This window comes from Archangium minus (assembly GCF_044360475.1).
Lineage (GTDB): Bacteria > Myxococcota > Myxococcia > Myxococcales > Myxococcaceae > Archangium > Archangium minus.
Window position 1 is genome coordinate 12,827,156 of record NZ_CP043494.1, and the last position, 11,866, is coordinate 12,839,021.

General features: G+C 66.0%; 10 protein-coding genes. 6 read left to right on the forward strand and 4 right to left on the reverse strand.

The annotated features are described in order from the left end of the window. The first annotated feature begins 26 nt into the window (after positions 1-26). The gene (locus F0U60_RS52965) at positions 27-383 is read left to right on the forward strand and encodes an antibiotic biosynthesis monooxygenase family protein (protein ID WP_395812157.1); all 357 of its coding nucleotides are present in this window, start codon (positions 27-29) and stop codon (positions 381-383) included. A gap of 51 nt (positions 384-434) precedes the next feature. Here F0U60_RS52965 and F0U60_RS52970 read toward each other — a convergent pair whose 3' ends face one another. Both F0U60_RS52970 and F0U60_RS52975 read right to left on the reverse strand, forming a co-directional pair. After that, entirely contained in the window at positions 435-1,214 is a 780-nt protein-coding gene (locus F0U60_RS52970) for a BON domain-containing protein (RefSeq protein ID WP_395812158.1), read from the reverse strand. 284 nt (positions 1,215-1,498) lie between these two features. Beyond that, entirely contained in the window at positions 1,499-2,137 is a 639-nt protein-coding gene (locus F0U60_RS52975; RefSeq protein WP_395812159.1) for a zf-TFIIB domain-containing protein, read from the reverse strand. Between the two features lie 120 nt (positions 2,138-2,257). Between F0U60_RS52975 and F0U60_RS52980 the strand changes: the two genes are divergently transcribed. The 5 genes from F0U60_RS52980 (at position 2,258) to F0U60_RS53000 (ending at position 10,438) form a co-directional block, all read left to right on the forward strand. After that, positions 2,258-2,659, forward strand: coding sequence for a DUF5071 domain-containing protein (locus tag F0U60_RS52980; RefSeq protein ID WP_395812160.1), 402 nt, complete (start codon positions 2,258-2,260; stop codon positions 2,657-2,659). Between the two features lie 277 nt (positions 2,660-2,936). After that, a complete protein-coding gene (locus tag F0U60_RS52985; protein ID WP_395812161.1) occupies positions 2,937-3,896 on the forward strand; it encodes a hypothetical protein in 960 nt (319 codons plus the stop codon). Positions 3,897-3,920: 24 nt separating this feature from the next. Further along, the gene (locus F0U60_RS52990; RefSeq protein ID WP_395812162.1) at positions 3,921-4,784 is read left to right on the forward strand and encodes a hypothetical protein; all 864 of its coding nucleotides are present in this window, start codon (positions 3,921-3,923) and stop codon (positions 4,782-4,784) included. Between the two features lie 88 nt (positions 4,785-4,872). After that, on the forward strand, positions 4,873-6,894 hold the full coding sequence (locus F0U60_RS52995) for a PEP/pyruvate-binding domain-containing protein (protein ID WP_395812163.1): 2,022 nt from the start codon (positions 4,873-4,875) through the stop codon (positions 6,892-6,894). Between the two features lie 310 nt (positions 6,895-7,204). Further along, a complete protein-coding gene (locus F0U60_RS53000) occupies positions 7,205-10,438 on the forward strand; it encodes a glycoside hydrolase family 3 protein (RefSeq protein WP_395812164.1) in 3,234 nt (1,077 codons plus the stop codon). Between the two features lie 121 nt (positions 10,439-10,559). Here F0U60_RS53000 and F0U60_RS53005 read toward each other — a convergent pair whose 3' ends face one another. Both F0U60_RS53005 and F0U60_RS53010 read right to left on the reverse strand, forming a co-directional pair. After that, positions 10,560-11,174, reverse strand: a complete 615-nt coding sequence (locus F0U60_RS53005) for a carboxypeptidase regulatory-like domain-containing protein (protein WP_395812165.1) — start codon at positions 11,172-11,174, stop codon at positions 10,560-10,562. A 50-nt stretch (positions 11,175-11,224) separates the two neighbouring features. After that, positions 11,225-11,836: a hypothetical protein gene (locus F0U60_RS53010; protein WP_395812166.1), complete on the reverse strand. Its 612-nt coding sequence runs from the start codon at positions 11,834-11,836 to the stop codon at positions 11,225-11,227. Positions 11,837-11,866 lie beyond the last annotated feature (30 nt).

Genomic DNA, 11,866 nt, shown 5'->3' on the forward strand with positions numbered 1-11,866 from the left:
CCGAGCGCCACGACTAGAAGTCCTCCATGTCCAAAATCACCATCGACCTCGAGAACGACCCGAACCTGTATTTCCGCATCGACAACTTCACCGTCCCCGACGCGGCCCGTGCCGAGTTGGAGGCAACCATGCGCCGCACTCAGGCCTTCATCCAGAAGCTCCCGGGCTTTCGCGGGCATGTGGTCTTCGAGAAGACGGACGGGCCAACCACTTTCAACATCGCCACGATCGCGGTGTGGGAGAGCAAGGAGGCGCTCGACAAGGCCGGCGAGCGGGTTCGTGCCTACTACAAGGAAATCGGCTTCGACATGCCCACGATGCTGGCGCACTGGGGAGTCAAGGCCGAGCTCGGCAACTTCAACGCACCGCGAGGAATGCAGTGACACGGCGGCCCCCCGCGTACCGTCGCGGGGAGCCCGCCATGCATCCCCACGCTACGAGCGGACGACCTTCGTCACCGAGGAGCCGGAGACCCCGGTGGTGGTGCTGAACTGCTCGGACGTGCCCACCTTGAGCTGGTTGTGCACGTCCTTCACGCCGAGGACGTCCTCGATGATGTCCTCGATGACGCGCTTGTCGCGGCGCTCCTCGACCAGACCGGTCAGGGTGACTTCACCGTTCTTCACCTGCACCTCCACGTGCTCGGCGTTCACCCACCCGTGCATGAGCCGGTCGTAGATGTCCTCACGGATGCGGTCATCCGAGCGCGTGTAGGCCTTGGGCGCCTTGCCGCCCAGCTTGCGCAGGCCCTCGCGGAACCGGTCACCGAGCCGCTCGATCGGGCCGCGCTCGTTGTAGTCGCGGCGGCCGTAGAGGCCCTCGTTCCTGTCGCGCACCCCGTAGGTCCCGTAACCCCGGTCGTACCCGAGGTCGCGCTCGGAGTACCCGACACCCCCGTAGTTGCCCTGCGAGTTGTAGTAACCCTGGTTGTAGTAACCCTGGTTGTAATTGCCCGGGTTGTAGCCGCGGTCCTGGTCGTAATCGCGACTCATGTCACGGTTATAGCGGCTGGTGTCCTCGCGTAGACCCCGGCCGTAATCCTCGAAGCCGCGGCCGCTGCCCGAGTACCCTTGGCCGCCCTGCCACGAACCGCGCTCCTGCCGCTGTCCCATGTCACTGCCCCGGAAGCTTTCGTCGAGGTCCCGATCCCGACCTGCCCAGCGCTCCCGGTCCTCACCCAGGTATCGACGCGTCTCGTAGTCCCTGTTCGCCATGACGTGTGTCTCCTTGTGGTTGCGCGTACATGTCACGTGACGGTGACGATTCCCGTTGCAGATGCATCTCCGTGTCACGTGAAACCCGTGATGCACGAGGCGTCACGAGTCCAGGGCAAACTGGGCTGTCATCGCCGGGCGGCAACGGGTGTCCACGCGCGCCTCGGCAGGCCGGTTGCTGCACGGACACCAGCCCGCGGAAAAACGGAGCGGGAGAATAAAATCAGGCGCTCACCAAGAAGAGCGAGGAGCCAACCAGGCGTGACGGGCGAGCGGGGCCCGGCTCAGTCCGGGAAGAAGTCGCCTTCGCCGCCGTCTCCGCCGCCGAAGTCGAAGTCGAAGTCGAAGTCGAAGCCATCCCCACCCCCTGCGCCAGAGAAGAGGCCACCCGACGCGTGGGCGTCACGCTTCTTGGCTGCGGTGGTCTGCGGCTGGGGCGTACAGAATTGGCAGGCGAGCCCGTCGCGCAACGCGTGGCCCTCGCGCAAGGGGAAGCTCCACCCGCACTTCACACACACGAAGCTCTGAGACGAAGGCACCGCCGCACCGGAGGCGCGTCCCTGCTCGGGCCTGGCGTGCTTCCACGGGAGCCCGTCCCGGGACGTCAGCGAGATGGGGCGCCCAGCAAACTCCTCGAGCTCCTCCGCGTCGAGGTAGATGCCGCGGCATGCGGAGCATGTCTCCACCGGTATCGCGCCAGGCAGCAGCGCGGGTTCCAGGCTGATGCGGCAGAAGGCGCACCGGCGAGAGGTGTGGCCGCCAATCAGCTCCGGCGCCGCTTCGCGCATCGCCACTCGGGTGAGCGCGCCAAAGTCGAACCACAGGCCGCCGCACTTCGGGCAGCAGTCGAGCTCGACGTCCTTCGCCAGAACGGGCTTCATCGCCGTCTCGCAACCAGGGCAGGTTTTCGACCGGGGTGCCATCACCAGCCACGGTATCACGAGCCCGCTAGCGAACACCGATTCGGGGCGTACAACGCCCAGACGGGCGGCTGGAACTTCAACGGGTTCCGCATTACGAAGCTCTGACGGAGGCGCTCGCCAGTGACAGACCCTCTCGAAACCCTGCTGCCCCGCCACAAGACGGACCTGGACAATGCACACCGGGTGGTCGAGCGTGGCTATCCTGCCGTCGCACCCTTGCTGCCACAGCTGCTGGAGTGGGTGAAGGACGGCAACTGGCCCGTTGCCCACATCCTCGCTCCCTTCCTCGCGAGCATCGGAAGCCCCATCGTCCCCCACGTGCGTGACATCCTGCGGGGAGACGACGACCTCTGGAAGTACTACGTGGTGGCCCGCATCGTCAGGATGATGCCCCGGGCCACCGCCGAAGCGCTGCGGCCCGAGCTGACACGGATTGCCTCCGACCCCACCTCGGGCGAGGAGGTAGAGGCGATAGACGACCTGGCCGCGGAGATTCTTCGGCAATGGGAGGAGCCGGCCTGAACAGGCCCCTCCGCCCTGCAAAGTGCCGCCGGAAGTCTCGCGCAGGGTGACGACCCTCACCCCCCGCCCTCTCCCAGAGGGAGAGGGAGCATGCGCACCATCCGGTGACATACAGGTCATCGGCCTCCGGGAGGAGCACCGCGGAGCAGGTGGCGTGTCGCTCCGTCAACGAGTGTCCCCGTGAGCATGGGGAAGTGCACGAAACCCGTTTGAGATGACTCCCTCCGGGCCGACCCCAGTCGAATCGTTCGCGCCGAATGGTTTGGGGGGAGTGCCTTTGAAGACACGTGATTACGCCGGCTACCTGCTCCTTCTCTCCGTGTGGGGAACTGGTTGCGGCTCCACGTCTCCAGCGCCTTCGACTGAGCCCGAGGACACGACGGATACGTCCGAGCTCCGCTACGAACCGTGCGACGCGAGTCAGCGGGTCGGGCAATTCACCGTTGAGCTCGGAGCGGACTACACGGCGGTCCAGGGGCGAGTGTTCAGCGGAGTCGTTCCGGCTCAGGTGAGACAAGTGGAAGCCCAGGAGGGCGAGTGCCGCCTCCTGCGTGGACGCACGCTCTTCTGTGAGCCGACCTGTGGTGCATCGCAGACGTGTGGAGAAGGCGGCGTCTGCATCCCCTATCCGACTGCGCGGAACGTGGGCTCCGTGCGATTCCAGGGCTTGAAGACGGAGCTCTCCCTGACGCCGAACTCGGGGAGGTTCTACTCCAGCGGCGCGTCGACGCTCCCCCACCCGGGCTTCGACGAAGGTGCCCGCATCCAGCTCGTGGCCAGTGGTGCGGAGGTAGAGGCGTTCACGCTGCGCGCCCAGGGGGTCAGCGCCCTCTCCGTCCCCGAGGGGCCCATCACCCTCGAGCGCGGCAAGCCCGTCACGGTGTCATGGACTCCGTCCGCGGCTCCCGGAGCGGCTCGCGTCCACATCCTCGTGGATCTCGCGCATCACGGTGGCATCGCCGCCTCGCTCGAATGTGATGGAGTCGCAGACACCGGGAGCTTCACCCTCCCCTCCGGGCTCATCTCGCGGCTGCTCGACGTGGGCGTCGCCGGCTTTCCCAAGCTCACGCTCAGTCGGCGCTCCGCGGACTCGGCGGCCACCAGCGCCGGGTGTGTGGAGTTGCTGGTCCTATCCCAAGTGGACCGGGAGCTCCTCATCCCCGGACTCGTGTCGTGCAGCGACGACGAGGACTGTCCTGAGGGCAAGACCTGCCGGCCGGACCTCACCTGTCAATGAGGCAGCATGCAAGGAGTCTCCACCATGCGAATCACACGCATCCTTTCCGTTGTGGCCCTGTTCTCCCTCGGAAGCTACGGCTCTGCCTGTCTTCCAAACGGCGGTTCTACGGGATGGGACACGAATGCCGGTGAGGATGGAACCGGAGGAACCGAGGATCCAACCGGAGGCGACCCGGGAGGAGAACCGGCCCCTCCAGGGGAGCCGCCCCGGTTCAGCTTCTTCGTGACCAGCCTCGAGGCCATGCGCGAGCTCTCGGGCAGCCAGAAGGGCTTCGGCGGCGATCTCCGCTTCGGTGAAGCGACGGGGCTCGAAGGGGCGGATAAGATCTGCCGCACCATCGCCGAGAAGGCCCTGCCCGGCGCTGGCCAGAAGGTCTGGCGCGCCTTCCTGAGCGCCTCGCAGGGTGGCCCCGATGGTGGTCCCGTCCACGCCATTGAGCGCATTGGCGAGGGCCCCTGGTACGACCGCAACGGCCGGCTCGTCGCCCAGGACAAGGCCGGGCTCCTGGGCGACGCACGTCCGCGGAGCCACTCGCAGATCAAGAACGATCTGCCCAACGAGCGGGGTGAGCCAAACCATCAGGGCGTCGATAACCACGACATCCTGACGGGCTCGGACAAGCAGGGGCGCTTCCAGGGCGGAGGCATGGGCGGCACGTGCAATGACTGGACGAGCGCGCTCGGCTCGACGGGGCGGCCCTACTGTGGTCACTCCTGGCCCCGCCGCAGTGGCGCCTCCAGAGGTGCGCACTGGCTCTCGGATCACCAGGTGCCAGGTTGTGCCCCCGGGGTCAGTCTCGTCGAGAACGGTCCCGGCACTGGAACGAACACGGTGGGCGGCGCTGGCGGCTACGGCGCCATTTATTGCTTTGCACTCTCGCCCTAGTGGAGTGACGCCCTTTCGCAATACAAGGCGGACATACCCTCACCCTAACCCTCTCCCAGAGGGAGAGGGGACATACACGGAAACCACCATGCGCCCGCACTTGTTTGTTTGGGTGACCTTCGCGCTCGTCCTCTCGTGCTCGTCACAACCGTCCGCTCCCCAGGGACAGGAGCCGGCAGCGGCCTGTGCGTTGGCAGAAGAGGCCTCGGTCCCCGAGTTCTTGAAGCGCATCGGCTGTCAGCGGGATTTTCACGCCCTCGCGTCGGAGCCGCTCGACACGAGCATCCCGGGCGCCCGCTCCGTGAAGGTGGTGTTGGATGGGTTCGACGGGGACGCGCTCTACTTCCAGAACAGCCAGAAGTACGCCATCCACTACGCGTTCGTCTCCTCGCACCTCTCCGGTCAAGGGCTGCCGCTGGTCGGCTCGCTGGCGGACTTCAACCAGACTGAATACTACGCGCCAGACCGCCGCTTCCTGCTCGGCTCCGTCACGTATTACGAAGGGCCCGGCGTCTGGGCCCTGGAGATTGCCCCCTACGACACCGCCTCCGCGGAGATGTTGACCCGGCTTTACGAGGCTGTTCGCAACGCGGGCTACTTCGGCTCCGAGCTGGTCTTCCACCCCACCTCTCAGGCGGTCGAGGCGGAGGCGAAGCACCTGGCGCCGGCCATCCGGGTCATGACGACGGACGAGCTCTACGCGGCCATCGACTATCAACCGCTCAACCTCGCCACCTCCGTCGGACGGCTGCGCTTCGTTATGGCGGATGAGTTGAAGACGACCTATCTCGCATACCGCGACATCGTCGTGTTGGATCGCCTGCCCAATGACATCTCGGCGGTCGTCGGCATCATCACCGAGGAGTTCCAGACGCCGCTGTCCCACGTCAACGTGCTGTCGCAGAACCGCAAGACGCCCAACATGGGGCTGCGCCAGGCCATGAGCCACCCCCAGCTCCGAGCGCTCGAAGGCAAATGGGTCCGACTCACCGTCGGTGCGTTCAGCTGGAGCATCGAAGAGGTGACGAACGAGGAAGCTGATGCCTATTGGGAAGCACACAAGCCGGTGCCTGTGGTGCTTCCCGCGGCGGACCTGACGGTGACGGACCTGCGCGACATCGAGGACGTCGTGGTCGAAGGCCAGGGTTCGCTGCGCGAGGCCATCAAGGCCGCAGTCCCCGCATTTGGAGGCAAGGCCGCGCACTACTCCCTCCTGGCCAGGACAGAGGGGCTCCCCGTCCGCAAGGCCTTCGCCATCCCCGCCTTCTATTACGTGCAATTCATGGAGGAGAACGGGTTCTTCGCCCGGGTGGATGCGCTGCTCGCCGATCCCACGTTCAAGGAGAAGCCCGAGGTTCGTGACGCGCGCCTGAAGGAGCTCCGTGCCGAGATGAAGAAGGCGCCGGTGAACGCCGAGCTCCAGGCGCTGCTGAAGGCGAAGCTGGCGGCGGACTACCCAGGGTTGAGCATGCGGTTCCGCACCAGCACCAACAGCGAGGACCTGGAGGGCTTCCCGTGCGCGGGCTGCTATGAGTCACACACGGGAGACCCCAGTGACTGGGAGGACGTCCTCGAGGCCATCCGGAAGACCTGGGCCAGTGTCTGGCTGTTCCGCACGTTCGAGGAGCGCGAGTACAACAGCATCCCTCACAAGTCCGTCGTGATGGCGCTGCTGGTGCACCACAACTTCCCGGACGAGGAAGCCAATGGCGTGGCACTCACGGCGAACCCCTTCGACCCATCCGGCCTGCAGCCGGGGTTCTATGTGAACGTCCAGGCGGGCGGAGATGCCGAGGTGGTGCACCCACCGCCGGGAATCACGAGCGACCAGTTCATCTACGAGTTCCACCAACCCGGGCTCCCCCTCACGTACCTCTCTCACTCCAACCTGGTGGGGGCCGGCCAGACGGTGCTGACGTCTGCCCAGGTGTTCGAGCTCGGCAAGGCCCTCGCGCTCATCCACGAGCGCTTCTCTCCGGCCTACGGGCCTCGCGCGGGCCACACCGGCTGGTACGCCATGGATGTCGAGTTCAAGTTCGACGGCGAGCCCGGCGAGCCGCCACGGCTGTCCGTCAAACAGGCGCGTCCGCATCCCGGCCGGGGGAGATGATCCGCCACGTGCGCCAGCGGTCATCGCCACCGTGGCCCTTCGCGGATGACACACCGCGTAGCGATGACGCGGTGCGCCGCTCCAGCTCCACACAGGGGACTGAAGCCTGGTGAACACAAGCCCTGTCCGAGCTGAGTTCCCGAGCCGTCGTCTTGCGTGACATTGTTTTTACTTCTACGTTCGCCGCGCGTTGACGCCGGGGCGTGAATCCCAGCCCCAGTCATCCGAGCTCACGCCGCTCGTCGTGGACCGAGAGTTACCCCCTCTTCCGTTCACGGAGTCAGCGCACCTCAGACACCAGGAGATGGACATGGAACGGTTGTTCTCCCGGCGGAAGAGCGCATCCTGCGCGGCCCTTCTGCTGTTGACGCTGACATCTTGCAAGCCCGACCCGGAGCCCACGCCACAGCCGCCCCCCACCGAACAGCCGCCTCCCACCGAGCAGCCGGATGACTGGCCTCGCATCCAGAGCGCCATCCCCCGGGACGAGGCCATCGAGGCCAAGGTCGAGGCCCTGCTCTCCACCATGTCCCTCGAGGAGAAGGTCGGGCAGATCACCCAGGTGGAGATCCTCCACGTCACGCCCGAGGAGGTGAAGCAGTACCACCTCGGCTCGGTGCTCAACGGTGGCGGCTCCTGGCCCAATGGCAACAAGGGCTCCACGGTGGCGGAGTGGAACGCGCTCGCCGACCAGCTCTGGGAAGCCTCCATGGACCCGGCCAACCCCCACCAAATCCCCATCATCTGGGGCGTGGACGCGGTGCACGGGCACAACAACGTGAAGGGCGCCACCATCTTCCCGCACAACATCGGTCTGGGTGCCGCGAACGACCCGGAGCTGATGAAGCGCATTGGCGAGGTGACGGCCCGCGAAGTGGCCCGCACCGGTCTGGACTGGGCCTTCGGACCGACGCTCGCCGTCGTCCGGGATGACCGCTGGGGCCGCACCTACGAGGGCTACTCCGAGGACCCGGCCATCGTTGAGTCCTTCGGCGGAAAGATCGTCGAGGGCCTCCAGGGCCAGCTCGCCAAGGACGCGAAGGCGAACGAGAAGGTCATCGCCTCGGCCAAGCACTTCCTGGGCGACGGCGGAACCAAGGAAGGCAAGGACCAGGGCATCACCCAGGTCACCGAGAAGGACCTGCGCAACATCCACGGCCGCGGCTATTTCACCGCGCTCAAGGCCGGCGCCCAGACGGTCATGGCGTCCTTCAGCAGCTGGCAGGACGCGGCCCAGGGCGAGGGCGCCAAGGCCCACAAGCTGCACGGCAGCAAGTACCTGCTGACGGACGTCCTGAAGACCAAGATGGGCTTCGACGGCTTCGTCGTCTCCGACTGGAACGGCATCGGGCAGATCACCCCGGACAACAGCGACTCGCCCCGCGCCTGCACCAACGGCGATTGCCCGCAGTCCATCAACGCCGGCGTCGACATGGTGATGGTGCCCTACCGCCAGGATTGGAAGGCGTTCATCGCCAACACCATCAAGTCAGTGCAGAGCGGTGAGATTCCCCAGGCGCGCCTCGACGACGCCGTCCGCCGCATCCTCCGCGTGAAGTTCCGCATGGGCCTCTTCGAGAAGCCCAAGCCCTCCGCGCGCAATGCCTCGCACGAGATTGGCACCGAGGAGAACCGGGCCGTCGCCCGCGAGGCCGTCCGCAAGTCGCTCGTGCTCCTCAAGAACAACGGCTCCACCCTGCCCCTGGCCCGCACGGCCAAGGTGCTCGTGGCCGGCAAGAGCGCCGACAACCTCGCCAACCAGTCCGGCGGCTGGACCATCACCTGGCAGGGCACGGACATCACGAACGCCGACATCGGCGGCGGCACCACCGTGTGGAAGGCCATCCAGAAGCTCGTCCCCACCGCTACGCTCGACACCAGCGCGGACGGTGCCCTGGCGGATTCGTCCTATGACGTCGCCGTGGTGGTGATTGGCGAGACGCCCTACGCCGAGGGCCAGGGGGACATCGGCAAGAACAAGACCCTGGAGCTCGCCCGGCTGCGCCCGGAGGACATCACGCTCATCAACGCCCTGAAGGCCAAGGGCGTGAAGAAGATCGTGACGGTGCTCTTCTCCGGCCGTCCGCTCTACGCCAACAAGGAGCTCAACGCGTCGGATGCGTTCGTCGCGGCCTGGCTGCCCGGCACCGAGGGCGATGGCATCACCGACGTGCTGTTCCGCAAGGAGGATGGCTCGGTCAACTACGACTTCCACGGCAAGCTGTCCTACTCGTGGCCCAAGAGCCCCTGCCAGGTGTTGCTCAACAAGGGCGATGCGAGCTACGACCCCCTCTTCGCCTACGGCTATGGTCTGACCTATGCGCAGCCCCAGGAGTTGGGCGCTCTCGAGGAGACGACCCAGACCCACGGCTGCGGCTCGACGCCGGGCGGCGGCGGCACCACCACCGAGCCGCTGGTCATCTTCGAGCGTGGCAACCAGGACAACTGGGTGATGCGCATGGGCGCGCCGTCCAACTGGGGCGGCATCGACGTGCAGCAGAACACCAGCGCCACCACCAGCCTGGCCGCCAATGAAATCAAGGCCACCCCGGTGGATGACGCGGGCGGCCTCCAGTGGGCGGCCATGAACGTCGTCTGGAGCGGCACGGGGCAGATCTACACGCAGAACCAGAATGGCGGCGTGGGCCGTGACCTCTCGGCCTACCTCAACTCCAAGGGCGCGCTGGTCTTCTCCGTGAAGGTGAACGTCGCGCCGACCGCTCCGGTCAACCTCTCCATGCACTGTGTGTATCCGTGCCTCGGGGAGATCAAGCTCACCCAGACCCTCACGGCGCTCGAGGGCAAGGGCTGGACCGAGCTCGCCGTTCCGCTGCAGTGCATGGCGGACACGGGCCTGGACTTCACCAACGTGAACTCCCCCTTCCTGCTCTACAGCACGGGCACGCTGGACCTGTCGCTCGCCAACATCCGCTGGGAGCCCAACAAGGCCGGCAACGTGTCCTGCACGGGCGGCGAGCCGCCCCCGGCGCCCATCGCCATCACGGAAGACAAGGACGCCTACGTCAACGGCATCTCCGACACCTCGCTCTTCGCCACCCCCAATGGGTGGACGAGCGGCACGACGGGCACCGTGACGGTGGACCCCGCGTTCGACGTCGGCGGTGAGAAGGTCATCGACGTCAAGATGAGCGGCCTCAAGGAGGGGGGCGGCAACGGCGGCTTCGCCTTCGGACTCAAGGAGCCGAACCTGATGGACGTCTCCGCGATCGCCGCCACCGGTGGCGTGGAGCTCGAGCTGAACATCCTCGACTACGGCGCGACCACCCAGGACTTCTGGGTGAAGATTGTCTGCGACCGCAAGGCGGACTCCTGCGCGACTGGAGACCTGAAGACCCTCATCGGCCACCCCGAGCCCGGGACGTGGACGACGGTGAAGATTCCGTTCTCCAGCCCGAGCTACCAGTCGAGCTGGAACACGGCCAAGGTCAGCTCCGTCCTGGAGCTGCTGCCCGCCTGGGGTGACCAGGGTGGCAACATCCACTTCCAGCTGCGCAACATCCGCATCAAGAAGCAGCTCAACTAGTCAGGAGCGAAGGCCCGGCCGATCTCATTGATCCGGCCGGTACCACGGAGGCGATGGGACGGGCTCACCCCCGGCTCATCGCCTCCGCTGCTTTCGACCTGCTCCGAACGTGGTAGCCCGTTCAGGCAGTCGCCTTCTCGGGTGGGCTGCCCGGCTTCCAAGCGCTGTCCTCGAGCTCAGGGAAGGTGATCTTGCACTCCCCGGGGACAACGTAGTTCTCGCGGGCCTCGCCGCTGGAGTTCAATCGTCCCTCCCTGACGGCACCATCAGGCAATTCGACGCGGTAGCGCGCGCCAGGAACAGGATTGCCCTCATCGTCCACCAGTCGGATGAGGATGAAGGTCCGCTCGGGCTCAGGCTCGGGCTCAGGCTCCGCGAATTTGGGCTGGGGCTTCACTCGCGCGACTGGCCAGGCCTGAGGCAGGGGGTGCTTGATTTCGAAAGCAACCAGCTCGCCAAACAGGAACGCATCCCGGAGGCGCTCCTTGAGCCGCTGGTTGTACCGGGTGCGCTCTTGCACGGTGAGGCCCAGAGGGAGCGTCCCTCCGAGGGATTCATAGATTTCGTGCAGGGTCCGCAAGGGGCCAGAGGTGAGCCATCCCTCCAACAGGGAGGCAACGAAAACCTCCGGTACCTGTTCGCCGATACGTTCTCCCCTGGCGCTCGAACCACGCAGGATGACGTAGTCGGAAAATCGCCCAGGTACTCGCCAACGCGAGTGAAAGATGTGCGCCATGAGTGCCCCCCTTTTGCGAATGCTATGCCGAATTCGGCTCCGTCGCTCCCCTATTTCTCCTGGAGCAACAACGCGTGTGCGAAGACGAGCAATGGTTGCATCGCAGCGCGAGGGAAATGCTCGCAGTAGGGCTTCAGCCTATCAGTCGAGACATCGAACCCCGGTGCGGCGACGTTGAGCGCGCGCTCATGCAGGAGGCGCTCCTCTTCGTCCGCATCCACCGGTGGAGGGCAGGGACGTGCGATGAGTGCGGTAGCCTCCGCACGTACGGGCGCGAAGTCCTGCGTGTCACAGCGCGGCCCCTGCTCACCCTCGGGAGCAGTCACCTGCTCGACGAATCGAGCGAGGAGGTCCTCCAACCGCAGCAGGGCGAGCGTCTCCCGGTGGTCGTAAGCGAGGTCATTTCTTGGGCTACACTGCTCGCGCAGGTTGTAGAGGGTGTTGATGTAGGCTTGCATCCGGGGACGTACCCCATCCACCGCGCGTCGCTCCTTGCGGGGCAACTTTGCCAGCAGAGGGCGGTAGTCCTCGACCCGGCATTTTTTGTAATGGTCTGCGATGTCTCGCTGCACGTCGAGCAGATAAGGCCGCCCTCGATAGGGTGGAGTGTAGCGAATGAGGAAGCCCTCGGGCCCGAGTTGCAGCACCTGCTCACAGGGCATGGATTCGATCCGGGCTTTCACCGCGACGTA

Bases quoted from the DNA above. Each gene is read 5' to 3' on its own strand.
- F0U60_RS52970 (WP_395812158.1), bottom strand. From the start codon at position 1,214: ATGGCGAACAGGGACTACGAGACGCGTCGATACCTGGGTGAGGACCGG.
- F0U60_RS52995 (WP_395812163.1), top strand. From the start codon at position 4,873: ATGCGCCCGCACTTGTTTGTTTGGGTGACCTTCGCGCTCGTCCTCTCG.
- F0U60_RS52975 (WP_395812159.1), bottom strand. From the start codon at position 2,137: ATGGCACCCCGGTCGAAAACCTGCCCTGGTTGCGAGACGGCGATGAAG.
- F0U60_RS52990 (WP_395812162.1), top strand. From the start codon at position 3,921: ATGCGAATCACACGCATCCTTTCCGTTGTGGCCCTGTTCTCCCTCGGA.
- F0U60_RS53005 (WP_395812165.1), bottom strand. From the start codon at position 11,174: ATGGCGCACATCTTTCACTCGCGTTGGCGAGTACCTGGGCGATTTTCC.
- F0U60_RS53010 (WP_395812166.1), bottom strand. From the start codon at position 11,836: ATGCCCTGTGAGCAGGTGCTGCAACTCGGGCCCGAGGGCTTCCTCATT.
- F0U60_RS53000 (WP_395812164.1), top strand. From the start codon at position 7,205: ATGGAACGGTTGTTCTCCCGGCGGAAGAGCGCATCCTGCGCGGCCCTT.
- F0U60_RS52965 (WP_395812157.1), top strand. From the start codon at position 27: ATGTCCAAAATCACCATCGACCTCGAGAACGACCCGAACCTGTATTTC.